The organism is Nocardiopsis rhodophaea, from assembly GCF_039530945.1.
GTDB lineage: Bacteria > Actinomycetota > Actinomycetes > Streptosporangiales > Streptosporangiaceae > Nocardiopsis_C > Nocardiopsis_C rhodophaea.
Map to the genome: position 1 here is coordinate 1 of NZ_BAAAPC010000024.1, position 24,421 is coordinate 24,421.

The following is a 24,421-nucleotide window of genomic DNA, read 5'->3' on the forward strand; positions in this document are numbered from 1 at the left end:
GTTCCCGCTGGTGGGGTCCATGTCGGTCAGGCTCATCGTCACTGCGGTGCAGGTCCTTGTCTCGCCCTTGATGTTCTAGTTAAGACTGATTCGTCCTGTATGTCTCAAACGAGCCTGACAGATAGGGGAGTCCCTCGACGACCACCCGCTGCCACTGCTCCGGGCGGCCGGGCTCACCGTCACGGTCAACACCGACATCCCCGCCATTATCGGCACCGATCTGACCCGGGAGTACACCGGTCTCCGTGAGGTCTACGGTTACGACGACACCACTATCGCCGAACATTCCCGGGCCGGCATCGACGCCTCGTTCGCCCCCGCCCGAACCAAGGAGCGGCTGCACCAGCTCACTGACGAGTGGCTGGCTTCCTCGGTTGTCTGACGGCATAGCGTTCATCGCGGCGCTGGGGCTGCCCGAGCACGCCGCCGCTACGCTGGGGCGACCGTCCTAGGCTCCGGTGCTCACCTGAGGCCACGACGGCGATCCGTGTCCCTGGGCGAACGGCGTACGCGTCGCCCTCACCTGGATGATCGGCTCATATGAGTGTCACGGAACTGCGTAATCTCGGCTCCGCCAGTGCTCGCATGCTCGCCGTTCGCGTGCCCGACCTCGGCCAGGCAGGTGATGGTTGCTTGCGGGACGCGCCGGTGCACGCTCCGTACGGTGCCGTGGGACCGGAGGGGCGAACCAGGCACGCCCGAATGGAGCGACGGCTTTTCACCCGCACTCGGCCCCTCACACCGCCCGGCGACAGCCCCGAGCGCAATCGGCCTGCTGCGAGTCCGCGGCGGCGCTGCTTTAGAGGCACAGCGGCCGCCGCGGTACCGGGCGGTGAAGGTGGCGGTCCGCATGATCACCAGACGGCGATCACATTGTCGGGACCGAGGTCAGGAGCTCGTGAGGATAACAAGTTGTCCGGTCGCTCGGGTCATCGCGACATAACGGTCGACCGCTCCTTCGACACCCTCACCGAACGCCTCCGGGTCGACAAGGACGACCAAGTCGAACTCCAGCCCCTTCGCCAGGTCCGGGCTCAGCGACCGGACGCGCGGGGTCGCCCGGAACGCGGGGTCGCCGATGACGCAGGCGGTCCCCTCGGCGTTCTCGGCCAGCCAGGTGTCGAGGAGCGCCGGCAGATCCTTGACACACCCGTGTGCGACGGGAACGCCGGCGCTGCGGATCGAGGTCGGCACGTTGGCGTCGGGCAGCACACCCCGGATGACCGGCTCGGCTGCCGCCATGACCTCCTCCGGCGTCCGATAGTTGATGCTCAGGGAGGTCAGCGTGATCCGGTCGAACCCGACCCGTTCGAGCCGCTCCCGCCACGGCTCCCTGAACCCGTGCCTGGCCTGGGCGCGGTCCCCGACAATGGTGAAGCTCCGTGACGGGCACCGCAGCAGCAGCATGTGCCATTCCGCGTCGGTCAGTTCCTGAGCCTCGTCCACGACGATGTGCGCGAACGGGCCGGCGAGCAGGTCCGGGTCGGTGCCGGGTAGTGCGGACTCGTCGACCAGGCTGTCCTGCAGGTCCTCTCCGCGCAGCATGGTCACCGCGCCTTCACCGTCATCATCGGCCTCGACCACGCTGTCGATGACGGTGGCCATGCGTTCGCGCTCGGCCGCGACCGACGCCTTGTACCGGCGCTGACGCCGGGACGCCTCCGGATCGCCCAGCCGCTGCCGTGCGGCGTCTAGGAATGGCAGGTCGGACACCGTCCAGGCCTGGGCGTTGGCGCGCTGCAGCTTGCGAACCGCGTCGAGTTCGAGCCAGGGAGCGCACATGCGCAGGTAGGCCGGTACCGACCACAGGTCTCCGACGACATCGGTCGCCTCCAGCAGCGGCCACGCGCGGTAAAGGGTCCTGATCAGCTCCGGGTTTCCCCGCAGCGACTTCCAAAGCATCCCGGGCGAGACATCGTCATCGCCGTGCTTGTCCGCCAGGATCGCGGCCAGCTCTTCCACGATTTTGTCGCGCGCCTCGTTGTGCGGGGTGCCCGGTTCCACCGCCTCGAATGCCTCGGCCCAATCGTCGGCGCTCAGCCAGATGTCGCACCACGGCGTGGTGACCGTCATCCCCTGGGCGGGCGGCTGCTCGTAGAACCTGACGGCCGCTTCGATCGCACGTACCAGCGTGGCCGATGACTTCAGGCGGGCCACCTCCGGGTCGGCCTCGATCCCCGCTGTAGCGCCCTCGGGGACCAGGCCGCGCAGCGTACAGGTCTGCACGCCCTCCTCTCCCAGGCTGGGCAGGACATCGGCGACGTAGGCCAGGTAGGGCTGGTGCGGACCGACGAACAGCACGCGGCCCCGACGGTGACCGAGGCGGGGGTCGGAGTAGAGGAGGTGCGCGGTGCGGTGCAGGGCGACGACGGTCTTCCCCGTGCCCGGACCGCCCTCGACGACAAGAGCACCGGCGGAACCGGCGCGGATGATCGCGTCCTGGTCGGCCTGGATAGTGCCCAGCACGTCGCGCATCCGGGCTGACCGGTGGGCGCCCAAACTGGCGATGAAGGCGGACTGGTCGTCGAGCGCTGCGTGCCCGTCCAGTCCGTCGGCGGTGAACACCTCGTCCCAGTAGTCGTTGATCTTGCCGTCGCTCCAGCGGTACCTGCGGCGGCTCGCCAGCCCCATCGGGTTGGCGTGGGTTGCCGCGAAGAACGGCTCGGCCGCGGGAGAGCGCCACTCGATCAGCAGTCGGCGCCCCTCGCTGTCGGTGAGGCCGAGCCGTCCGATGTACACGGGTTCGGCGTCGTCCGCGCTGACGATGCGTCCGAGGCACACGTCTAAACCGAAGCGGCGCAGGGCGCGTAGGCGAGCGGCCAGCCGGTGGATCTCCAAGTCCCGGTCCAGCGCTGCCCGGCCCTTGCCGCCGGGGGCTTGGCGCATGGCGTCGAGGCGGTCGGACAGGTCGGTGATCGATTGCGCGAGGCTCTCCGCGATGGCGGCGAAGTGCCGTTCGTCGTTGGCGATCTGATTCGGGGCGGCCTTGTGCGACAGGTGGTCGGGAAGGTCAAACGCGGTGGTGGCCTGGGTGTTCACGTCGTCTCGCATGTTATGGGTCGTAGTCACGAGCGACGATTGTCCGGTATGACCGGGGTCTTGCCGCAAGCCCCGGGGTGCGCTATAAGTTGAAAGTGGCGGAAAGGGCCCAGACCCTCCCCTTTGATCGTCCATCGTCGATGGACGATTTTTTGCGCCGCCGGATGCCCCGCAGGGCCGGCGGACGCATTGCGGAACGCGGCGTTTTCTCGCCTCTCAAGCGCTGGTGACCAGGATCGTGGAGCTGCCATCCAGTCCGCTGCTCGCTCGCTCCCGCCGCCGCGCCTCTGACCAGTCCGTTTTCCCTTTTTCAGGCGTCCTTGGCCTGCCGCACTTTCGCACCGTTCGACGGGCACGGCCACCGCATCGGCGCCGCACCCCCTCGCTTCGCCGATCACGTCGAGCGCGGCGCTCCCGTCGCTCAGTTCGTTCCGGTTTGCGTCACACATAAGAACGGACACACCGTGCAGATCTACGCGCTTCTCGGGTGCCAGGTCGTGGGTCCAGCGGCTTGCCCCTTTTCGTTTGATGTGCAGGAAATGTGACTTTCCCAGACGGGCGGCAGTCATCTGCCCTAGGGTCAACGTGATCGTAGTGGTGTGCGTGACGGCGTCCGGGCAGCCGATGGACCGGGGGCCGCGCGGGCCACGACCGCGGACGCCCACCTGTGGGCAGGGCGTTCAGCCCGTGATCGCGCGGAATCCTCGCCGGGAACGCGTATGAAGCGTGTGCGGTGTTCCCCGCAAACGGTGCGGTGCCGCGCGCGATGGGACACAGATGCGGCGAAGAATGAAGAATATGGTGAACGGCATGGCCACCAGCGAGTCAGCGGCACAGGCGTCGGCTTACAACTACGCGCACTTCAGCCTCGAACACCGCACCATGGACCGCTTGGAGGGACCCAAGGTCGGCGAAGCGGCCCCGGACTTCACCGCCCAACGGCTCGCGGACGCCGAAGCGGTCAAGCTCTCCGACTACCGGGGGCAGACGGTCGTTTTGGAGACCGGTAGCGCCACCTGCCCGATCTACGTGGGACGCATCGGGCCCATGAACGCCCTCGCCCAGCGGTATCCGGAGGTTGCCTTCCTGGTCCTCTACACCCGCGAGGCGCATCCCGGCGAGAACCTCGGCCCGCACCGCAGCATGGCCGACAAGGTCCACCACGCCCGCCTGCTGCCCGACGCGGACGGCGAACGGCGTACCGTCCTTGTCGATGACCTGACCGGATCAGCGCACATGGCCTACGGGGCGATGCCCAACACGGCCTACGTCATCGATGGAACGGGAACGGTGGTTGTGCGCGCACAGTGGAACGACCCGGAGCTGATCGACCAGACGCTTGAGGCGTTGGCCAGCGGCGGCCCGGTACCCACATCCCCGCAGCCCGGCTTCCCGGCCCGCCTCTCCCAGGACCGTGCGACACAGGACCTGTTCAAGCGGGTGATGGAGCGTTCGGGCCAGCAGGCGATCGCCGATTTCGAACGTGCCCGCCCTGACATCGAACGCTTGGGCGCGCGCCCGCCCGCCACGCGTTGAGTCCACCCGGCCCAGCACCGGGCGGCTGACCGACCAGAGTATGGCGCCCGAACGCGCCCTCCTCCGCGCTCCGGCCGGCCGTGACCTCACGGACGCTGTCGGGGCCGGCGACGGGCCGCCCCGGGTCGCTCAGCCGCCTGCGCTCGACGCGGTCCAGTATTCGACGAAACGGTTATCGCGAACCCGCAGGATATCGTTTCCGAAAAAGGTCATCTCGCCATCCGGCGTTCGGCCATGTCCCGTCCACCGGCCCGCGACCAGGTCCCCCTCCACGACGGGACCTACCTCCAACACGAAGCGCAGGCCGCTGAACATGGCTTGCGTCTGAGCGATCAGTTCGGCCAGCTCCGCGGGGCCGTGGACGTCGCGGTCCGGCCAGTGCCCCACGAAATCGTCGCTCACGAGGTGCTCCACGGATTCGGGCGAACCGTTCCACAGCTCATCGATCCAGCGCCGGTAGAGGTCATGCTGAGGTGTCTGAGCCATAGCCAGACAGCCAACCACTGTCACACGCTGGAGATCAAGAGCCGCCACCAACCAACGGACGACCCTCACCGCAGGGGGCAACCGAGGCACGTGAGCCCACGTCGGGGTTCCCGGCATGTGCGGCGGCGACGCGGCGGAGGGAAAACCTTTCCGGGGCGCGGTCACACGCGGGGGGAACGCGGCGTCTAACCAGATGTAGGGCCTGAGCGGATGAGGCACCGCACCGGCGACCGAGAGCAGGGGGCAAACCATGTGGGAATCTTCAGACGACCGGCACGTCGACAACGTGGCGGCAGCCACCGACGGCGAGGCCGAGGCCCTGGAGCGGCTGATCTGCGAAATCCACCCCGAGGTGTACCGGCTCGCGGTCCGCTTCTTCGGTGATCCCCGCGACGCCGAGGACGCCACCCAGGAGGCCCTCGTGCAGGTGATGACGCGCCTCGACAGGTTCAACGGTGAGAGCGCGTTTTCCACCTGGGTCTATCGCGTGGCGACCAACAAGTTCCTGTCCTTGGCCCGCACCCAGGGTGAACGCCGCGCCCTGAGCTTTGAGGAGTTCGACGAGGAGCTGTCACGCGTACCGTCCGCGCTCCCGGAGGCGACGGGCGCCCACGTGGCCGACCGCCTTCTGCTGGAGGAAGTCAAGGTCGGCTGCACGCTGGCCATGCTGCTCTGCCTGGACCGCGGCCACCGGATGGCCTACATCCTCGGCGAGATCATGGAGCTGGACCATGCCACCGGTGCGACGATCCTGGACATCTCCGCGCCGGCGTTCCGCAAGCGTCTGCAGAGGTCGCGGACGAAGATCACCGACCTGATGCGGGCGCGGTGCGGGCTCATCGACCGGCGCAACGCCTGCCGGTGTCGCCTGCGGGCGCCTGTGGCGGTCGAACGCGGGTGCGTCGACCCCCACGACCTGGTGTTCGCCTCCTCCGCGGAGCAAGCCCGCCACTTCCCCGAGGTGCTGGGCGAGATCCGGCGGCTGGACGAGGCCGAACGTGCCGGCGCCCTCTACCGGTCGCATCCCGACAACCGGTCCACGGCCGACCTCGCGGCGTTCGTTCACCGGCTGTTCGATCCGGGCACGTCCTCCGCCGCGGGCAGCGCTCCGACGCGCTGAACCGGACCCTGGTCGACTCCGACCCGGTCCCTGCGCCCACTGGCCGATCCGGGCCCCACCTCATCCGCCGTTTCCTGCCCCACACCAGGGCGGCTGGCCGCGCCATGCCCAGCCGCCGACCGCGATTAGCAACCCGAGAGAAAAGGACGTGGTCCCCATGCGTTACACGAAGAAGACCGTTGCCGTGCGCGAGAGCACGATGGCCTACGTCGAGGTCGGCGAGGGAGCGCCCATTGTCTTCCTCCACGGCAACCCGACATCGTCCTACCTGTGGCGCGACATCATCCCCGCCGTGGCCGACCAGGGGCGTGTGATCGCCCCCGACCTCATCGGTATGGGCGACTCCGGAAAGCTCGATGGAACCGGTGACGAGCGCTACCGCTTCGTGGAGCACCGCGCGTACCTCGACGCCCTCCTGGAGGAGTTGGGCGTGGTCGACGACGTTGTCTTCGTCGTCCACGACTGGGGATCGGCTCTGGGCTTCGACTGGGCCCGGCGGCACCCCGGATCCGTGGCCGGTATCGCCTACATGGAGTCCATCGTCCGTCCCTTCTCCTGGGACGGCTTCGGTGACAGCGCCGAGTACTTCCGCGCCTGGCGGGCGGAGACGGGCGAAGAGCTCATCCTCACGCAGAACTCGTTCGTGGAGGGGTTCCTGCCCGCGGGCATCATGCGGACACTGACGGAGGAGGAGTCCGCGGAGTACCGGCGTCCCTTCACCAGTCCGGGCGAGGAGCGTCGGCCGACCCTGACGTGGCCGCGTGAGGTGCCCATCGATGGGCACCCCGCCGACGTCCACCGCATCGTCGCCGAATACTCGGCGTTCATGGCCCGGACCGACATCCCGAAGCTGTTCGTCAACGCCGAACCGGGCCTGGCCCTGGTGGGCGAGGACCGGGAGTTCGCCCGGACCTGGAAGAACCAGACCGAGGTGACCGTCACCGGGCTCCACTGCGTCCAAGAGGACGCGCCCCACGAGATCGGGGCGGCGCTGTCCCGCTGGATCGACACCCTTGACCGAGGCGCGCAGACGCGTTGACGAGGTGGCGAGCGTGTGCCGCTGCGAGGACGCGTTCTCGCAGCGGCACAGCCGCCATTGGCCGGCACCCGCCGCCGAAGCCCTCAGGGGAGGTCGTCGGGGTACCGACGGGATCTCGCCGCGTGCGGGCGAGGGTCCGCGCGCGCGGCTCGAAGGTGCCATCGGATCCACACAACTCCGGTGTCGCCGCGTCACGCGGTGTCGGTCAGCACCGGAAGGTAACCGTCGGAGTGGCCCTGGGCCGTCGGGTGGAAGGACTCCTCAACGGGGACGGTGGGGGCGTGGATCCAGGGGTCGCCGGAGCAGACCCCGTGGCCGGTGAAGGCCGGGCGGACGTCGCCGAAGGAGAACCCGTGGCCAGAGGCGCGCTCGTCGGTGACGTTGTTGAGGTCGTCGACGACGTCGTTGACCGCGGTCCGCGATTCCTCGCTGAGCCCCCCTTCGGGGCAGACGCGGCGCGGCTCGTAGAGCCGCGGGTAGCCCACGACGGCCACCCGGGCCTCGGGCGCCTTGTCGCGGATGGCCGTGTACACCTCGTCAAGCCTGCCAGGCAGGGTCTCAGCGATGTAGGCCCGTGCCTTGCCGGCCCGCTGCTGGCAGGCCTCCTTTGTGTGCAGGATGCAGGTGAGCACGACTTCGCCCATCTCGGCGTCGTTGGCGCCCACCGTGATGCTCACCAGGCCGGTGCCGCGGTCGAGCGGGGCGAGCTGCCGGTCGATGACGTCGGAGGTGCTGGCCCCCGCACAGGCGGTGAAGTCGAACGAGGAGGGGGCGTGGGCCGCCGCCCACAGCTCGGGATAGGCGCGGGTGCTGCGTTGGCAGTCGCGGCTGCGGGGATCGTAGGCGCCGGCGCCGAGCCCGGAGGCGTAGGAGTCGCCGAGGGCGACATAGGCGCCCACTGGCGCGGCGGCTGCCGGGGGCGGCGTGGCCAGCCCGCCGGCCGCGCACAGCACTGCGACGGCGAGCAGCACGCGGCCGCGCCGCACACCGGGGACAGGCTCGGTGGCCATGGTGCATCCTCCTGCGTTTCGGGGGCGGGAACCCGGCCGGTCCACGAGATCAACACGAGGTTGCTTACTTTAGGCGGGCGGGCGTCGGGATTCCTGGGATTCCGCCAGATCGGTACCTGAGGCCTGGCCCGGCGGGAACCGGGCCGGCTTTCCAGGCAGGCCCCACCGCTGAGGGACACCACAGCCAACTCCGGGGGTCTCCCCCAGGGCCGATGCGCCCGCGTTGGGCTGCCTCAGCGATGGCGGCGCTCTAGGACCGCGTCCGGGGGCGCTCCCCGCTGTGGGGCGGATGGCCGTGCTCGTCGGGGGCCAGGTCCAGGATGGCCAGCGCGCCGCCGTCGGCGGGGTTGGCGAAGGTGAGCCGTGCTCCCAGCACGTTGGCCTGCCCCAGGGCGATGGTGAGCCCCAGGCCGTGTCCGCCGGAGCCGCCCGGCCACTTGCGGAATCGGCTCGGCCCCTCCGACAGCAGCTCGTCGGGGAAGCCCGAACCGTGGTCGCGGACCGTGATGCGCGCGCCGTCGACCTCGACGACGACCGGTGGGGCTCCGTGTTTGAGCGCGTTGGTGATCAGGTTGGTCAGGATACGCTCCAGGCGGCGGGGGTCGGTGTCCACGACCGCGTCGGCGCGCACGCGCGTCTCCACCTCGGGGGCATAAGGTGCGGCGCGGCGGGTGGTGAAGGCACCGAGGGCAACCTCGGACAGCTCGGCGCGCTCGGTGGCCGTGTCCAGGCGGGCGACCTCCAAGACGTCCTCGACCAGGGCGCGCAGCACCCGCACGCGGTCGCGGACCAGTTCGGCCGGGCGGCCCGGCGGCAGCAGCTCGGCCGCGGTGGTGAGGCCGGTCAGCGGGGTGCGCAGCTCGTGGGCGATGTCGGCGGTGACTCGGCGCTCGGCCTCGATCCGGCTCTGCAGGGCGTCGGCCATCGCGTCGACCGAGCGCGCCAGCTCGCCTGCCTCATCGCGGGATCCCGACCCGATCGCCGCGCTCACGCGGGTACTGCGGTCGCCCTCGGCGACCCGACCGGCCGCCGCGGCGGCGCGGCGCAGCCGGACCGACAGCTGCGCGCCGATGACGACCCCCGCCCCGGCGCCGAGGGCGACGACGGTCAGTGCTCCCATCACCAGCACCCGGTCCAGCGAGGCCAGGGCGCGGAGCTGCGGGTCATAGGGCGAGCGCAGCGAAAGGACCTGCTGCTCGGGGACGGCCGCCGCGGCCCAGATGACAGCGCCGTCGCCCGTGTCCTCCAGCAGGGTCGCGGTGGAGCCGTCCTTGACCGCCTGCCGCAGCTGAGTGGGCAGGTCAGGGGGGTCCAGGCGGGTGCCGAGCGTGGCCTGCCCGGTGCGGCTGTACTCGCGCAGCGCCAGTTCGATGCGCTCTGACTGCAGCTGGCGGGCCTCGTCGGCCAGGCGGTAGGCGTAGGCGAAGTGCACGGTCAGGCTCAACGCGACCGCGACGAGCACGCTCACCAACGTGATCGTCGCGGTGATCTTCCAGCGGAGGCTCACTGGTCCGGACCGACGAGCTTGTAGCCGAAACCGCGCACCGTCTCGATGCGTTCGGCGCCGATCTTGTTGCGCAGCCGCTGGACGTGCACGTCGACGACCCTGCTGTCGCCGCCCCAGGCGTAGTCCCAGACGCTCTCCAGCAGGATGTCGCGGCTGAGCACGGTGCCCGGTGATTCGGCGAAGCGCAGGAGCAGCCGCATCTCGGTGGGGGTGAGCGCGACGACCTCGCCGCCGCGCAGCACCCGCACCCCGTCCGGGTCGATCTCCACGTCCCCGAACCTCAGCGCCCCGTGGTCGTCGCCGTCCCCGGCCGGGCGGCCCTCGGTGCGGCGCAGCACGGCGCGGATACGCGCGGCCAGCACGGCGCTGTCGAAGGGCTTGGTGACGTAGTCGTCGGCGCCGGCTTCCAGGCCGACGACGATGTCCACGGGGTCGTCGCGCGCCGAGAGCATGATGACCGGGATGAGGCTGTCCTGGCGGATGCGCCGGCACAGGCTGACCCCGTTCATCCCGGGCAGCATCACATCAAGCAGTGCTACGTCGGGCCGCGACGCCCGAAACTCCTCCAGCCCGGCGCGGCCATCGGCGGCGACGGTGACACGAAACCCGTCGCGCTCCAGGCTGAGCTGGGTCGTCTCCCGGATGACATCGTCGTCCTCCACGAACAGTACGCGCGTCTCTGCCACATTCACCTCTCACTCGCCGTCCGCCACCAGCCTGGTGCCGTCCCAGGACAACGGAACCAACTCCCCGCCACGCGGGCAGGCTGGCGGGTCGTTGGGTTGCCATACCGGCCGCTGCACGAACAGGTCGCCGTTCTTGACGGTGACCTCCCCCATGCGCTCCTCGGAGGTGTAGACGCGCTTGGTGCGGTTGTCCCCGATCCGGTAGACGTAGCTGGCCTGGACGCCGGTGCACGCCACCACATCGGAGCACCCCTGCACATTGATGGCCACCACCTGGATGTCGGTGTCGTCGATCGTGGTGTAGCTGGCGTACAGCGGAAACCACCCGCTGCCGTACTCCCCGCCGGAGCAGGGTTGGGCGATGAGGTCCTTGACGTCCTGGCTCACCCCGGGGTCCTCGCGCAGCACCGCGACGGGGTCGACGCTCGGTGCCTCGCGCCGGTGGGGGTCGGCACCCGGCTCCGGGGTCGGGTTCGCCGTCCCCTTGTCGCTCCCCGCTTCGACCCGCACACCGGTGTCGACCACGCCGCAGCCGCTGACGGCGGCCAGCGTGCACACGATCACAACCGCCGTTATGGCAAACGCCCCCCGAATATCCACTTTCGCCATGTTACCGCCACTCCGCCGCCCGTTACACAACCGACGGGTTGCCGCTGGAATGCCGCAACCATCGCTCGGGAGAGCCGAGAATTTCCCTCCCTAATCTTCCTTTCATGGCGAATGGAAGAGAAACGATGAGGACCCGGATGTTGGGAATCGGGGCACTTCTCGTGGCCCTGGTGTCCGCACTCGCGGCGTGCACACCCCCGTCCCCGGCCAAACCCTCCACGGCGCGGAAGAGCGCCCCCTCACCCTCGGCGACGCCGCGGACCATCGAGGACGCCGACTACCGGGTGGACACCGACGACCCGGTCGTCTTTCTCACCATCGACGACGGCGCCACGCGCGATCCGAAGATGGCTGATGTCCTGAAGGAGGCGGGGGTCCCGGCCACGTTTTTCCTCACCGACCAGTACGTGCGCGAGGACGCCGACTTCTTTCGCCGCCTGCGGGACGCGACCGGCTCGCAGATCGAGAACCACACGCTCGACCACCCCGACCTGAAGAGCCAGTCGGCTGATGAGCAGCGTCGCCAGATCTGTGCGACCTCCGACAACTACGAGGAGGAGTTCGGCCGCCGACCCACGCTGCTGCGCCCGCCTTATGGCAGTTTCGACGACGACACGCTGCGCGCCGCCGCGGAATGCGGCGCCACGCACGTCGTGCACTGGAGCGCCGAGATTGCCAACGGGAAGATTCAATTCGCATCGGGTGATCGGCTCCGCGCCGGAGACATCGTATTGATGCATTTCCGTGAGCAATTCCGCGAGGACGTCGACAGGTTCGCTGAAGAGGCGGAGAAATCCGGGCTTAAGCCCGCCCTTTTGGAGGACTACCTGACATGAGTTTCTCGTCGCATGAATCGTCGTGTGGATACCGGACGGTGATGGGCGCGGCGGCGGTCGGGAGCGCTGCGGCCTTCGCGGTGGCCTACGCGCTGCTGGTGCGCACCGGGGCCGGGCAGCGCCTGGAGGACGGGATCCTGGGTGAGGCCTATGGCCGCCTCGCCGATCCACTGCGGGGTGGAGTGGCGCAGTGGAGTGCGTTGCTCAGCGGCCTGCACTGGCTGACCGCGCCGGTGATCCTCGTGGCGGGACTCGCGCTGGTGGCGGTGGTCGGCCTGGCCCAGCGGCAGGTGCGGAGGACCGTTGTGGCGCTGGCCATGGTCCTGGCTGCGGCCGGTGCCAGTTTCCTGTTGAAGGGCGAGCTGCTGTCGCGTCCGCCGCTGGATCCCGGCAGCGTGTGGGGTGGCGGCGACAACAGTTTCCCCAGCGGGCATGTCACGCTCGCGGTGGTGCTGGTGTTGGGCCTGCTCGTGGTGGCACCCGCGCGTCTCAGGCCGGTGGTGGCCGGGGTGGGGGCGCTGTGGTCGGGGGCGGTGGCGATGACCGTTGTCGCCCAGGGCTGGCACCGTCCCAGCGATGTCATCGGCAGCACGCTGCTGGCGTTCACCGCCTTCTGTGTGGCGATGGCGGTTCTCAGCCCGGCGCGGCGCTCGGGGGTGTCCGCGTCGCTGCTGGCCGCCGCGTGGGCGTGGCTGCCGGTGTTCCTGCTGACCGCGGTTCCGCTGGAGCTGCTCGCGCTGAGCCCGTCGGCGGATGGCCCGGGGCTGGTCGGCGTCGAAGTGGCCGGGTGGCTGGCGGCGGGGGTCAGTGCCGTTCCGCTGGTGGCCGCCCTGGTCCTGGTCTCGCTGCTGGGGTCCGGGGACCCGCCCGGGGTTCTGCGGCAGGGCCAAGGGGAGGTCCCGCCTGGGGCCGATCGCCCGGTCGCGGCGTGGGCGGAGATGCCGCGGGTGCCCTGACTGTCCCCCGAGGGCGGGCCGACTCCCCCTGACCCCGGGAGTCGTAAGCCCTGTGGTGGCGGTGCCCCCGCCGCGGCGAGCGCGGCGGGGGCACCGGCATGTTCTCGCGGTGTCCCGTGGCGTCGGCGGGTGTGCCCGCCCCTGGACGGTGGCGATGTAGCGCCCGGCGCCGGGGCCTGGTGCAATCGGTGTCGGTGCGGCCGGAGGGCGGGTCGGGGTGTCGGCTGGAGGCCGTGCTCGCTGCCGCCCGCGGTGGTGGTCAGCTCGGCGGTCTCCTCGATGGTTCCGGGGCGGCTGGTCTCCGTGCGCTGGTCGCGCGTGGCGCGCCGGTGCCGTTCGCCGCGGGGCCCGTGTCCCCCGCTGTCGCGGGGGCCGTCCTGCGACAGGAACGGAAGGATCGACGGGGGTTGCGTTTCGCGCGTCTCAGGCCAGCGGGGCGCGTAGTTCGCACCAGACGGTGTGGCCGCGCGGGTGGGGTGGGACCGTGAAGCCGCAGCGGCCGTCGCAGAGTGCGGCGACGAAGCCGAGCCCGCGTCCGGACTCGCGGGCGAAGTCCGCTGATATCGAGTCGGAAATGTGCGGCACGCTCGGTGTGTCCGGCCGCGGGCCCATGTCGCGGATCTCCAGGCAGACGCAGCCGGGTCCCTGCCACAGGGACGCGGTGAAGACCCCGCCGGGAAGGCCCGAGCGCGAGTGCCGGATGGCGTTGGTGCCCATCTCGCTCGCGCAGATCACCAGGTCGTCGGTGAGGGTGCCCGGGTAGTCGTGGCGGCCGAGGCGGATGTGGCGCGCCACCCAGTCGCGGAGGACGCCGACGCTCGCCGGGCGGCCGGCGAACGTCAGCTGGTGGTCGGCCTCGTGGCGGCACATGCCAGGACAGCCCGGAACGGGGCGACCTGTTATGTTGTGCACGGTTCTACTCCCTGGTCGAGACAGGTGAGTCGGACGGAAATGCCCTGACCGGGTGCTCCACCACCGGGTCAGGGCTGTTCTTTTCCCCATCACCTTTCCTGGTTCGCCGGACACGTGCGGTGATGCGGGGCTACCGTTCCAATATCGCCCGCCCCTTCCTCGCAGCGCAAGAGGTATGAGTTAACTGGTTAAAAAAGCACTAGTGCACGTATCCTGATTCCTGCTGGCCCCAGCTTCGGAGGTGCATCGTGCCACGTAACAGCCCCACCGCAGCCCGCCGCACCCTGGCCCGCTTCCTCCGGGAGAGGCGACGCGAAGCCGGAATTCCCCGCGAGCAGGTCGGCCAATACGTCGGCAAGAACCCTGTCACCATCACCCGCTTGGAAAAGGCAGAGGTCAGAGCCGAGGTCGGCACGGTCTCCATGATGCTCAACCTCTACAAGGTGCCCGAGGAAGAGCGCTCCTACTTCATCGACCTGGCGCGGGCAGCGCGCAAGCGCGGCTGGTGGCAGCGCTACGCCAAGGACATCCCCTCCTGGGTCAGCACCTACATCGGTCTGGAGGCCGAGGCCGGCGAGATCCGCTGCTACCAGGTCGACCACGTCCCAGGTCTGCTTCAGACCGAGGACTACACGCGGGCGCTGCTGGAGGGCGAACCCGAGCCGGTGGATGAGCGTGAGGCCCAGCGCCGCGTCGAGATCCACGCGGCCCGCCAGCGGCGGTTGACCGAGGAGGCGGTGCGGGTGTGGGCCGTCATCGATGAGGGTGTGCTGCGCCGGACGGTGGGCGGCCCGGAGGTCATGCGGGGCCAGCTGCTGCGGCTGCTGGCCGACTCCGAGCGCCCCGGCCTCCGGCTGCAGGTCCTGCCGTTCGCGTCGGGTGCGCATTCCGGGTCGCACGGGTCGTTCGTGACGCTGAAGTTTCCCGACCCGCGCGACCGGGACCTCGTGTACATCGAGTACCGCATGGGCGCGACCTACCTGGAGGAGGAGCAGGAGGTCGCGGCCTACGACGGCGCGTTGGCCCAACTCGGGCGCCAGGCCCTGTCACCGTCGCGCTCCCGCGCGCTCATCCGCGAGGTCATCGACGCGACGGGCGATCCTCCGCCCGCCTGACACCGGTGTCGGGGAGGGCGTCGGGCACGCAGTCTCGGGAGGCGGCCGCCGGGCTCTCCTGGGGAACGAGGTGGGCGACCAGCGCCGCGATCAGCTGCTCGGTGTCCGCGTCGCCCAGGACGCCGGGCAGGGTGAGGTGTTCGACCATGAGCCCGTTCATGGCGAGGTAGAGGAGCACGACGGTGGTGCGGTCGCCGGGTAGTCCGGCCTTTAGGTGCCCGCGGACGTTGGCGTCGAGGTCCTCGCGGATGGTGCGGGTCAGCGCCTCCCGCAGTTCGGGGCGACGGGTGGCCTCCAGGCGCAGCTCCAGGAGGGCGAGGTAGAGGTCGCGCTGGTCGGTGATGCGGCGCAGGAGCCACCGCATCAGCTCGGTGACCATGGTTCGCGTGCGCGGTCCGCTCATGTGCTCGCGGACCTCGTCGGGATCGGGGGCCAGGCGCACGTAGAGGTGGCGCCCGGCCTGGGCGAGCAGGTCGTCGCGGCTGGTGAAGTAGTTGGAGGCGGTGCCCGTGGGCACGTGGGCCTGGCCGTCCACAGCGCGGAAGGTCAGGCCGCGCGCGCCGTGGCGGGCCAGGACCGCCAGGGCGGCGTCGCACAGGGCCGCTCGCCGTCGCGGGTTGTGTGTCATCGTTCCCTCCGCGTTGTCCGCCCCTGCGGGCCCGGCACCACCCTAGGCGAATGGGGTCGGGGTGCTGGCATGGGCGGGCTGTGGGGTCCCGGCACCGCCGGCGGTGCCGGGACCGGTGGGGATCAGCGGAAGGACGCGGCGTGGTCGGCGGCCCATGCGCGCAGGGTGCGGGCGGGGTGCCCGGTGATCTGTTCGACGGTGGGCAGGACCGTGGGCGGGGTGGTGGCCCACTCCTGCTGGTACTCGATGAAGTGGTCGGCGCTGAGCGCGCCCCAGTGCTTGACCAGTTCGGCGCGGCCCTCCTCGGGGCTGAGGGCCTGGAAGCGCAGCTCGCGCCCGATGCCCTGGCCGATGGCCCGGACCTGCTCGGCGGGGGTGAGCAGTTCGGGTCCGGTCAGCTCGTAGGTGGCGCCCGCGTGCCCGTCGTCGAGCAGCACGGCAACGATGACGTCGGCGATGTCGGCCTCATGGATGGGGCACCCCGGCGAGTCGGGGTAGGCGGATCGGGCCGCGCCTTCGGTGCGGATGGTGGGGCCCCAGTAGTCGAGCTTGTTCAGCATGAACTCGCCCGGGTTGACGATGGTCCACTCCATCGCCGTCGTCTGCACGGCCTCGACCAGGCCGCCCTCGGGCGACATGACCACGAGCCTGCGGACGCCGGCCTTCTCGGCGGCCTCGACAGCGCCCGCGGAGGAGGCGTAGTCGGCGAGGCGCTCGGGGACCGGTACCCGGTAGGCCTGGGGGAAGAGGAACATCCGTGTGGCGCCTTCCAGGGCGGGGGCCAGCGTGTCGGGCCGCGCCAGGTCGCCCTGGGCGACCTCCACACCCTCGGGCATCTGGGCTTTCCGCGGGTCGCGGGTCAGCGCGCGGACGTTCACCCCCCTGTCGACCAGTCCCTGGACCACGTGCCGGCCGATGTTGCCGGTGGCGCCGGTGACCAGAACCGTCATGTCCGCCTCCTACGTTCGCTCGTCGTGGCGTCGTCCACTCACCCGATCGGGGCTGTGCTCCGAAATCCCCACAACCCTTTACTCAAGTTTGAGTGAGCGGTCAGCGTAGCCCGCCAGGCGCTCATATTCAAGTTTGAGTATTAGGGTCCGCTGTGCTCCGCCCGAGGGGACCGCGGGGGCTACTCGGTACCGGAGGCCGCGGGGCGGATGAACTCGGGCAGGTGGGCACTGCCCGGCTCGCCGTACGCCGCGCCCTCGCCGGCCATGACGTACTCGCCGTTCTCCAGCCGGGTGATCAGGTCACGCGTCCACTCGATGCCGCCGGTGATCGACGTCATCCACAGTGAGAACAGTTCGCGGACGTGCAGTGGGAGGCCGCCGGTGCCGGGGCAATGCAAGGTGTCGTCGACCTCGGCCCGCCCGGCCTCCAGCCCGCGCAGGCGCTCGGTGAGCAGGGCGACGGCCTCCGCGCGCGGCAGCGCGGGCAAAAACGCCACACCGGCGCCCAGCAGGTCGGGACGGTCGGCCGACTCCCGCAGAGCGCCGCGCAGCAGCCGGAGGAACTCCGCGTCGCCCGCCTCGGTGAGCGCGTAGTCGGTGCGCCCCGGCCAGTCGGGCACCTCCGCGGCGGTGAGCAGGCCCTCCTTGGCCAACTGCCGCAGCGCATGGTAGATCGACCCCCACCTGATGTTGGCCCACGCGTCGGCTCCCCAGGTGAGCAGCTCGGATCGGACGAGATAGCCGTGGGCCGTCCCGTGGACGCGCACCACGCCCAGCACCAGCAGCCGTGTCGCCGACATCGTCTCCCTGTCTCACCTGTGGCCTGTCGTGGTTTCCCTAGGTTAGCGGCCCCGCGGCCGCTGGCGCGTGCGCCGGCGGACGGCGGTCAGTCCGGCCTCCGGGCGACGACGACGGTGGTGGCGGGCGGGGGGAGCTCGATCTCGCGGATGTCGTGGAGACCGGTCGCGGCGAGCCGCTGGGCCAGTTCGCCCGCGCTCCAGGGGGTGATGCCGGCGCGAGCCAGCCGCCACCGGGTCACGGCCTGCCCCACGACGCCGCCCGTTCCGGTGCCCGGAGTGCGCGGCGCGGCCGTCGCGATGACGCGGCCGCCGCGGCGCAGCGCGGCGCGCACGCGCGGCAGGGCGCGCTCGGCCGCCTGGGGGGTGAGGACGGTCAGCGGCAGCCATGCCAGGTCATAGGCGTCGGTCTCGGCGAGGTCGGCGACATCGTGGTGCCGCAGTTCGACGCGGTCGCCCACGCCCCGTGCGGCCAGGTGGCCCTCCGCCAGGCGCAGGGCGCGCGGGGCGATGTCCAGGCCGACGGCGCGGGCGTGGGGAAGGCGGGTGACGACGGTGGCGGCGACGGCGCCGATGCCGGTGCCCACGTCGAGGAACCGGGCATCGGGGCGCTGCAGGAGGGCGTCGATGTCGGGCAGCTCGTCGACGAGCCGGTCCAGCAGGGCGCCGACGGCCCGCCCGGAGGCCTCGCCCTCGGCGATGAGCTCGGCGTCGTCCTCGGCCTCGGCGCCGCCGGGGCGCCCGGCGGCGGCGTCGGACATCTGGCGCAGCATCCAGGCGATCTGCGCGGGCAGGGCCTCGGGCACCGGCAGTGCGTCGAGGGCGGCACGGTGCTCGGGGCGCAGCCGCCAGCCGTCGGGAGTGCGCTCGGCGTATCCGGCGGCTCCCAGGACCGCGCCGTGTTCCTCGCCCAGCGGCGCCGTGGGGTCGGTCTCCATGGCGGCGGCCAGGGCGGCCAGCACCCAGGCCCCGGTGGCCAGCTCATCGACGCGGGCGAGGAGGTCGGGTTCGTGTTCTGCCGGTGTGCTCATGAGCCGGAGTGTGCCAGGCAGGGTTCACCGTGGGGACCGTGGGGCCGAGGAAGTACCCGCCCCGCAATTTCTCCGACCCTGCGTGCCGATCCACTCACACCGAGTAAATGTATGTTGGATCGACCGAAAACTACCCACAACATTCCACAAACATACATGGTGACAAGTAGCGCGCAGGGATGTAGAAATGCCTATGAACGATCGACCCGTTCACACCGAAAAGACAGGGAGCCGACAATGGGCTGTTTTCATAAGTTCAACGCCGTCGACCTTGATGTTGTCGAGGACATCACGGTCGAGGCCGCCGAAATGGACGAGGAGACCGCTCAGGACACCGTTGAGGCCTGAGTCCACCCGCACGGTTGGGGGGCCGGCCGCCAACGTCGGCCCCCCAACCGGGGCGGTTCGCGCCAGCACCGAGCCCTGGGCCGGAGCGCGGGAACGCGAATTTCCGCTGCGCGACGCCGAGAAACAGGCCCGGCGGGAAATCGCCCACCTGGGATGGCGCCCTATCCTGCACGAATTCAGGGCCGCCGGCCCGAGTGCGGCACACTGCCAACTGCGCGGCGCCGATAGCACCCCGATCCCTCAAGGCCTGGGAAGCGGAAAAGGCTGCGCGGCACCCGCGCGTGTCGGGGCCCTTTTCGAAGCACTGGAACACGCCTTCACCGGCCCCCGCATCCTCACCACCCTGCCCGTCGAGCTCCGCGACCTCGCCGACCTCGCCGCCGGCCCGCTGCGCGCCGAACGCGCCATGGGCCGCCTCGACGGCACCGGCCGCCCACGCCTCGCCTGCCTGCCCTACGACGCCCTCGACGGCGGCGGCCCCATCGACGTCCCGCTGTTCTTGTGGGCTCCGTGGTACCCCCTGCCCACCGGGCCGATGGCCGCCCACCGCGCCCGCCTCGGCGACACCGCCGACTACCGCGCGGTGCTCTCCTTCAGCGTCAACACCGGCTGCGCGATCGGCGCCACCCGCGACGAGGCGCTCCTGCACGCCCTCAACGAGTGGGCCGAGCGCGACGCGCTCTCGGTGTTCCTGCTGCGCACCGTGCACGACGGCGGGCCGCTGCCGGCCCGCCTGTCCCCTTCCGCCCTTCCCCCGTTCCTCCGTCAGCGGCTCGCGCAGGCCTCCGCCGCCGTCCAGGGCCCCGTCACCCTGCTGGACCTGACGACCGACATCGACGTGCCCGTCGTGCTCGCCCACGCCCCGCCGCTGCCCGGAGGCGCACCGCGCTACGGGGTCGGCGCCTCGCTGTCGGGCGAGAACGCCGTGGAGCGCGCCGTGAGCGAGCTGGTCCAAGACCACCTCATCGCCCAGTGGGCCCGCGAACCCCAGGGCGCCGACGCGCGCGCCCGGCTGGCCGCCCACCCCCGACTGCTGGCCTGCGCACAGATGGCCGTCGACGGCCGCATCGACGACGCGCCATGGGGGCCGCTGCCGGCGGATGCCGTCGCCCCCGCGGCGACCGTGGCCGAGCAGCGCGCCGAGGCGGTGCGGCGGATCAGCGCCGCCGGCCACCGCGTCGTGGCCCGCGATCTGGCGGTGCTGGCCCACGGGACGGCGGTCGTGCAGGTGCAGTGCCCGGGCCTGGAGCGCTTCCACCTGATCACCGACGGGCACCTGGCCCTGCCTGGGCCGCGCGGGCGCCGCCTGCGCGCCCAGCCCCCGCGGTCGGCGCACCGGTGAGCAGGTGACACCATGACCGCCCCCGCGGCCGCACCACCGACCCGGCGCAGCGGATGGCTGCCCGTGGGTGGGGGCCATGTCCTGCGCTGGTGGGAGTCGGGCGCCCCCGGCGGGGTCCCGCTCCTGCTCCTGCACGGCGGGCCGGGCGGGCACAGTACGCGCGCCCACCGCGCCCTGGCCGACCCGCGGCGTTTCCGTGTCATCCAGGTCGACCAGCGCGGATGCGGCGCGTCGCGCCCGCGCGGCGAGCTGGCGGCCAACACCACCGACCACCTGGTCGACGATCTGGAGCGGCTGCGCGCCCATCTGGGCGTGGAAGGGTGGGTGGTGCTGGGCCCGTCGTGGGGGGCGGTGCTGGCGCTGGCCCTGGCGGCGCGCTACCCGCGGGCCGTGCGCGCGCTGGTGCTCAGCGGGGTGTTCCTCGGCGCACGCGAGGAGTACCGGCCGCTGCTGGACGGGCGGGGCGTGGACGCGGCGGTGTGGGACCGGTTCGTCGCCCCGTTGGACGCCGCGGAGCGCGCCGATGTCCCCGCCGCCTACGCCCGCCGGATCCACGATCCGGCCCACCCCGACCACATGACTGCGGTGCGCAACTGGCTCGCCTTCGACGCGGCCCAGGGCGGTGCCGCTTTCGCCCCGTCGCGGATCCGGGCGGGGCCCGGCCTGGTGGCGAGTGTTGCCGTGGAGGCGCACTACGCGCGCCACCGGTTCTTTCTGCCGGCCGAGGGGGTGCTGGGCCGGGCCGGGGCGGTCGCGGCCCCGGTGACGGTGGTCCAGGGCACCGGTGACACCGCGGGGGCCGCCAGCGCCCGGCGGCTGTGTGCGGAGCTGCCGCACGCCCGCCTGAGGTGGGTGGAGGCCGGGCATTCGGCGCTGGAGCCCCGGTTGGCCAAGCGCATCCGCGCGTCGCTGGCGGGGGTCGCCGCCGCGGTGACGGGAGGCGCGGTCGCCCGGTAACGTCAACCTTGATTCAGGGTCGACGATCGGGACGGTGAACGTGACGCAGGTGTCGTGGAAGGCCAAGGAGTTGACCGTCGGCCAGGTCGCCGAGCGCAGCGGCGTCGCGGTTTCGGCGCTGCACTTCTATGAGCGCAAGGGTCTGATCGCCAGCCGCCGCACCGCGGGCAACCAGCGCCGCTACCGGCGTGACACGCTGCGCCGGGTGGCGTTCATCCGGGTGTCGCAGCGGGTGGGGATCCCGCTGAGCCGCATCCGCGAGGCGCTGGCCGCGTTGCCGGAGGAGCGCACGCCCACCCGCGAGGACTGGGCGCGCCTGTCGGAGCAGTGGCGCACTGAGCTCGACGCGCGCATCCGGCAGTTGGAGAAGCTGCGCGACGACCTGACCGGCTGCATCGGCTGCGGCTGTTTGTCGTTGGAGCGCTGTGTGCTGTCCAACCCCTACGACGCCTGCGGCCGGCAGGGGCCGGGGCCGCGCCATCTTCTCGTGGGCGGGGCGCCCGGTTCGCCCGACTTCCTGGAGCCGCCGAGGGGCTGCGCCGACTAAGGTCGGGGCGCCCGGGGGCGGGCCCGCTGGCGGTGTCAGGGGCGGTAGCGCAAGGGGTGGTCGTCGGGGACCTCGACGATGAAGATGACCAGACCGTCGGGGTCGGTGATGCGCATCTCCAGCAGCCCCCAGGGTTCGCGCTTGGGTTCGCGCGCGATCGGCACGCCGCGTCCGACCAGGGCGCGGTGGGCGTCCCAGATGTCGGGGACCTGCAGCCACAGCTGGGTGGCGGCGGGTTCGGGCGGGCGGTCGGAGTGCCCGGAGAGCTCCAGGAAGCCACCGCCGAGGAAGAACACGGTGCCGTGCTGGCCGTCGCCGGTGCCGAACTCCCGGTAGATGGCCAGGCCCAGGATGTCGCGGTAGAAGGTGCGGCTGCGTTCGAGGTCGGTGGGGCGCAGCAGGAGGCGGCTGCCCAGCACGTGGATGGCCATGAGGCGATGCTAGGGCGCGGCGGTGGCGGGGTGAAGCCGCCCCGCGACGCGCCGCGGCGGCCGGGGTCAGCCGCGCCCGCGGATCGGCTCCAGTTGGGTCGCCGAGGTGACGCGGCGCAGGTGCGTGGGGTGCCCTGCGGGTGTGGGCGTGAAGATCCGCAGTAGGAACGGGCCGGGCAGGACGGTGGCGGCCACCCAGGTGTGTGCGGTGGTCAGGACGGTGAAGGTGTGCGGGACGGCGTCGAGGGTGATGCGGGTATGCGACCAGGCGGCGTCCGGGGGCAGCGCGAGGGCCTGGGCGCTGAGGGGGTCGCGCATGCGGCGCTCCATGAGGTCGCGCTCGGCGCAGAAGCCCCGCAGCTCGTGCTCGCCGGGGGCGGTGGCGGGGTCCCAGGCGCGGGTGGCGATCTCCAGGTCGGGTCCGCGGTCGGGCCCGTGGGGGGTGGAGCCGAAGTCCACCACCACCTTGGTGGGCAGCGTGGCGCCGGGGTCCACGGTGGTGGAGCTGACGCGCCCGCGCCGTTGCTCGTCGGCCGGGGCGTAGATGGGAAGCGCGTGGAGGATGTCGGCGATGGCGGTGGTGTCGTCGTTCATGGGCGGTGGTGGTCGTCCCCGGTCGGATACGGCCCGGCCCCGCACGGGGCCGGTCGGTCGTGTGGGCGCGACGTTACCGCACGTGGCCGGTGGCGCGGGGCGGTCGGGGCGCGCGGTTCGACCCGGCCAAAACCCTTCCAATGGCCATTGTCATGGTTTAGGCTCGGGCAGCACTGGTTGTGCCCCGTCGGTAGCCACGAAAGGCGCCTGCTCATGGACAACGGACCGGCCTCACCCGCCCCCTCCGCCGCTCGGACGGCGCCCGCGGCCCCGCACCGCGAGCTGAGCGTCCGCTCCGCTGACGGAACCCGCCTGCACGTCGAGGTGCACGGCCCCCACGACGCGCCGAGTATCGTGCTGAGCCACGGCTGGACGTGCTCCATCCCGTTCTGGGCCCCGGTGGTCACCAGGCTCGGTGCCGCCTACCAGGTCGTCCTGTACGACCAGCGCGGCCATGGCCGCAGCGCCCGGCCCGCCCGCCACGGCTACGGCGTCTCCGCCCTGGCCGACGACCTGTGCGCGGTGCTGCGCGCCACGGTCCCCCAGGGCACGCGCGCCGTACTGGGCGGGCACAGCATGGGCGGGATGACGCTGATGGCCGCGGCCCAGCGGCCGGAGGTGCGCGAGCGGGCCGCGGCCGTGGCGCTGATCAGCACCGGCTGCGCCGACCTCCTGGCCTCCGCCCGCGTTGTGCCCGGAGCCGCGCTGTTTCCGCGGCTCGGCGCGGCCGGCCACCGCCTGCTGCTGGGCGCGCCTGTGCCGCTAGGGCCCAAGACGCCGCTCACGCGGGCCGCGCTGCACTACGTGACCATGGCCCCCGACGCCCGTCCGCAGATGGTCGACTTCTGCGCACGCCTCGTCCACGCCTGCCCCTCCCTGCCCCGCGCCCACTGGGGCCGGGTGCTCGCCGAACTCGACCTGGAACGCGAGGTGCGGGCGCTGGAGTGCCCCGCCACGGTCGTCGCCGGCGGCCGCGACCGCCTCACCCCGATCGCGCACGCCCACCGCATCGCCGCTGCCCTGCCCGACTGCGAGGATCTGGTCGAGATCCCCCGGGCCGGTCACATGACGCCGCTGGAGGACCCCGCGACGGTCGCCACCGTCCTCTCGGGCCTGGCCGACCGCCACCTCGCGGTGGCGCGGAAGAAGAAGGAGAAGGATGAGCTGACGCGGCAGCGTGCATGATGCGCCCCGCACGACGCGACGAGAGGCGGCCCCTGGTTCGTTCCCCCCGTTACTGGTAGCGCGCGATGCCCTCGGTTTCCAGGCGAATGTCGTTGAGAGGTTCGGGCAGCTTCACGACGTCGCCGAACTTCATGCGGTGCACGCTGCGGTACTCGCCCTCGCGCGGATCCGCGTAAAGCACGATGGTGCCGTCCCGAGGGTCGAGGATGAGGTAGATGGGGATGTTCCAGCCGGCATACACACGGGGCTTGGCGTCCGTGTCTGTCGTGCTGTTGTTCTTGGAGACCACTTCCAAAGCGAACTCGACGATGTCCGGAGGCGTCAGCCACTCGTCATCGTCTTCGGCTTCAGCGGGGTAGACGACGAGATCGGGGATCGCGCTGTCCTCGGCGTCAACGTGCCCGATGGAGGTGACCTGATGGGAGACGAGTTCCTCGGGAAGCTGCTGTTCCAACTGCAGCATGATCTTCCGGATGGCCGCGTTGTGCTTCCGGGTGGGTGTGGGGGACACGATGAGGCTTCCTCCGAGAATCTCCACTCGATACCCATCGGGGAGCGTCTCGGCCACACGCTCGGCGAGCTCCCGCATCGACTCGTACTGCGGTGAGGCCTCCGTGCTGGGCGGCGGCTCGTGACCTTCAGGGTCAACCTCCGGGTCAGCCGCCGACCGGGTATCCGGCTCCGACATGGTGACGGACATGGGTGCTCCTTCCCGCGACCTGGTCATCGTAGAAGCCAGCCCCTCTCCGTGTCCGGGGGA

Annotated in this window: 25 protein-coding genes; 11 read left to right on the forward strand and 14 right to left on the reverse strand. The window is 71.3% G+C overall.

What is annotated here, in order from left to right:
- Positions 1–121 precede the first annotated feature (121 nt).
- On the forward strand, positions 122–382 hold the full coding sequence (locus ABD259_RS22155) for a hypothetical protein (RefSeq protein WP_344165224.1): 261 nt from the start codon (positions 122–124) through the stop codon (positions 380–382).
- A gap of 506 nt (positions 383–888) precedes the next feature.
- Here the strand turns inward: ABD259_RS22155 and helR are convergent.
- The gene (helR, locus tag ABD259_RS22160) at positions 889–3,051 is read right to left on the reverse strand and encodes an RNA polymerase recycling motor ATPase HelR (RefSeq protein ID WP_344165116.1); all 2,163 of its coding nucleotides are present in this window, start codon (positions 3,049–3,051) and stop codon (positions 889–891) included.
- Positions 3,052–3,849: 798 nt separating this feature from the next.
- Here helR and ABD259_RS22165 point away from each other — a divergent pair.
- Complete coding sequence (locus tag ABD259_RS22165) at positions 3,850–4,575, forward strand: deiodinase-like protein (RefSeq protein WP_344165118.1); 726 nt, start codon at positions 3,850–3,852, stop codon at positions 4,573–4,575.
- A 129-nt stretch (positions 4,576–4,704) separates the two neighbouring features.
- Here ABD259_RS22165 and ABD259_RS22170 read toward each other — a convergent pair whose 3' ends face one another.
- On the reverse strand, positions 4,705–5,061 hold the full coding sequence (locus tag ABD259_RS22170; RefSeq protein ID WP_344165120.1) for an ester cyclase: 357 nt from the start codon (positions 5,059–5,061) through the stop codon (positions 4,705–4,707).
- A 250-nt stretch (positions 5,062–5,311) separates the two neighbouring features.
- Here ABD259_RS22170 and ABD259_RS22175 point away from each other — a divergent pair, with 250 nt between their 5' ends.
- Together ABD259_RS22175 and ABD259_RS22180 are read left to right on the forward strand one after the other, a co-directional pair.
- Entirely contained in the window at positions 5,312–6,181 is an 870-nt protein-coding gene (locus ABD259_RS22175; protein WP_344165122.1) for an RNA polymerase sigma factor, read from the forward strand.
- Positions 6,182–6,338: 157 nt separating this feature from the next.
- A complete protein-coding gene (locus ABD259_RS22180) occupies positions 6,339–7,220 on the forward strand; it encodes a haloalkane dehalogenase (protein ID WP_344165124.1) in 882 nt (293 codons plus the stop codon).
- A gap of 191 nt (positions 7,221–7,411) precedes the next feature.
- Here the strand turns inward: ABD259_RS22180 and ABD259_RS22185 are convergent, their stop codons facing one another.
- From ABD259_RS22185 to ABD259_RS22200, 4 genes are all read right to left on the reverse strand, one after another.
- The gene (locus tag ABD259_RS22185) at positions 7,412–8,230 is read right to left on the reverse strand and encodes an SGNH/GDSL hydrolase family protein (protein ID WP_344108707.1); all 819 of its coding nucleotides are present in this window, start codon (positions 8,228–8,230) and stop codon (positions 7,412–7,414) included.
- Positions 8,231–8,480: 250 nt separating this feature from the next.
- Positions 8,481–9,698, reverse strand: a complete 1,218-nt coding sequence (locus tag ABD259_RS22190; protein ID WP_344108709.1) for an ATP-binding protein — start codon at positions 9,696–9,698, stop codon at positions 8,481–8,483.
- A gap of 35 nt (positions 9,699–9,733) precedes the next feature.
- On the reverse strand, positions 9,734–10,429 hold the full coding sequence (gene cseB / locus ABD259_RS22195) for a two-component system response regulator CseB (protein ID WP_412759479.1): 696 nt from the start codon (positions 10,427–10,429) through the stop codon (positions 9,734–9,736).
- 3 nt (positions 10,430–10,432) lie between these two features.
- Positions 10,433–10,987, reverse strand: coding sequence for a hypothetical protein (locus tag ABD259_RS22200; RefSeq protein ID WP_344165126.1), 555 nt, complete (start codon positions 10,985–10,987; stop codon positions 10,433–10,435).
- Between the two features lie 329 nt (positions 10,988–11,316).
- On the opposite strand from ABD259_RS22200, the gene ABD259_RS22205 reads away from it, so the two are divergent.
- Positions 11,317–11,868, forward strand: a complete 552-nt coding sequence (locus ABD259_RS22205; protein WP_344165128.1) for a polysaccharide deacetylase family protein — start codon at positions 11,317–11,319, stop codon at positions 11,866–11,868.
- Positions 11,865–12,824, forward strand: a complete 960-nt coding sequence (locus tag ABD259_RS22210) for a phosphatase PAP2 family protein (RefSeq protein WP_344165130.1) — start codon at positions 11,865–11,867, stop codon at positions 12,822–12,824. The genes ABD259_RS22205 and ABD259_RS22210 overlap by 4 nt, the downstream gene beginning before the upstream one ends.
- Positions 12,825–13,247: 423 nt before the next feature.
- Here ABD259_RS22210 and ABD259_RS22215 read toward each other — a convergent pair whose 3' ends face one another.
- Complete coding sequence (locus tag ABD259_RS22215; RefSeq protein ID WP_344165132.1) at positions 13,248–13,736, reverse strand: ATP-binding protein; 489 nt, start codon at positions 13,734–13,736, stop codon at positions 13,248–13,250.
- A 248-nt stretch (positions 13,737–13,984) separates the two neighbouring features.
- Between ABD259_RS22215 and ABD259_RS22220 the strand changes: the two genes are divergently transcribed.
- Positions 13,985–14,851, forward strand: coding sequence for a helix-turn-helix domain-containing protein (locus ABD259_RS22220; protein ID WP_344165134.1), 867 nt, complete (start codon positions 13,985–13,987; stop codon positions 14,849–14,851).
- On the opposite strand, the gene ABD259_RS22225 is transcribed toward ABD259_RS22220, so the two are convergent.
- From ABD259_RS22225 to ABD259_RS22240, 4 genes are all read right to left on the reverse strand, one after another.
- Entirely contained in the window at positions 14,817–15,479 is a 663-nt protein-coding gene (locus ABD259_RS22225) for a TetR/AcrR family transcriptional regulator (RefSeq protein ID WP_344165136.1), read from the reverse strand. The genes ABD259_RS22220 and ABD259_RS22225 overlap by 35 nt on opposite strands.
- A gap of 122 nt (positions 15,480–15,601) precedes the next feature.
- Positions 15,602–16,429 carry an SDR family oxidoreductase gene (locus ABD259_RS22230; protein WP_344165138.1) on the reverse strand — a complete coding sequence of 276 codons (828 nt, stop codon included), beginning with the start codon at positions 16,427–16,429 and terminating at the stop codon, positions 15,602–15,604.
- A gap of 179 nt (positions 16,430–16,608) precedes the next feature.
- Entirely contained in the window at positions 16,609–17,229 is a 621-nt protein-coding gene (locus ABD259_RS22235) for a PadR family transcriptional regulator (RefSeq protein WP_344108729.1), read from the reverse strand.
- Positions 17,230–17,315: 86 nt separating this feature from the next.
- Positions 17,316–18,257, reverse strand: a complete 942-nt coding sequence (locus tag ABD259_RS22240) for a methyltransferase domain-containing protein (protein WP_344108731.1) — start codon at positions 18,255–18,257, stop codon at positions 17,316–17,318.
- Between the two features lie 337 nt (positions 18,258–18,594).
- Between ABD259_RS22240 and ABD259_RS22245 the strand changes: the two genes are divergently transcribed.
- From ABD259_RS22245 to soxR, 3 genes are read left to right on the forward strand one after another with little or no spacing between them, the layout of a single operon-like run.
- Positions 18,595–19,947 (forward strand): YcaO-like family protein, encoded by a 1,353-nt coding sequence (locus ABD259_RS22245; protein WP_344165140.1) that lies wholly within the window; start codon positions 18,595–18,597, stop codon positions 19,945–19,947.
- Between the two features lie 12 nt (positions 19,948–19,959).
- Complete coding sequence (locus ABD259_RS22250; RefSeq protein WP_344165142.1) at positions 19,960–20,904, forward strand: alpha/beta fold hydrolase; 945 nt, start codon at positions 19,960–19,962, stop codon at positions 20,902–20,904.
- A 40-nt stretch (positions 20,905–20,944) separates the two neighbouring features.
- A complete protein-coding gene (gene soxR / locus ABD259_RS22255) occupies positions 20,945–21,451 on the forward strand; it encodes a redox-sensitive transcriptional activator SoxR (RefSeq protein ID WP_344165225.1) in 507 nt (168 codons plus the stop codon).
- A gap of 35 nt (positions 21,452–21,486) precedes the next feature.
- Here the strand turns inward: soxR and ABD259_RS22260 are convergent, their stop codons facing one another.
- Positions 21,487–21,882 carry a VOC family protein gene (locus ABD259_RS22260; RefSeq protein WP_344108737.1) on the reverse strand — a complete coding sequence of 132 codons (396 nt, stop codon included), beginning with the start codon at positions 21,880–21,882 and terminating at the stop codon, positions 21,487–21,489.
- 66 nt (positions 21,883–21,948) lie between these two features.
- Positions 21,949–22,476 (reverse strand): hypothetical protein, encoded by a 528-nt coding sequence (locus ABD259_RS22265; RefSeq protein ID WP_344165144.1) that lies wholly within the window; start codon positions 22,474–22,476, stop codon positions 21,949–21,951.
- Between the two features lie 213 nt (positions 22,477–22,689).
- Here ABD259_RS22265 and ABD259_RS22270 point away from each other — a divergent pair, with 213 nt between their 5' ends.
- The gene (locus ABD259_RS22270) at positions 22,690–23,661 is read left to right on the forward strand and encodes an alpha/beta fold hydrolase (RefSeq protein ID WP_344165146.1); all 972 of its coding nucleotides are present in this window, start codon (positions 22,690–22,692) and stop codon (positions 23,659–23,661) included.
- A gap of 49 nt (positions 23,662–23,710) precedes the next feature.
- On the opposite strand, the gene ABD259_RS22275 is transcribed toward ABD259_RS22270, so the two are convergent.
- Positions 23,711–24,361, reverse strand: coding sequence for a Uma2 family endonuclease (locus tag ABD259_RS22275; protein WP_344165148.1), 651 nt, complete (start codon positions 24,359–24,361; stop codon positions 23,711–23,713).
- Positions 24,362–24,421 lie beyond the last annotated feature (60 nt).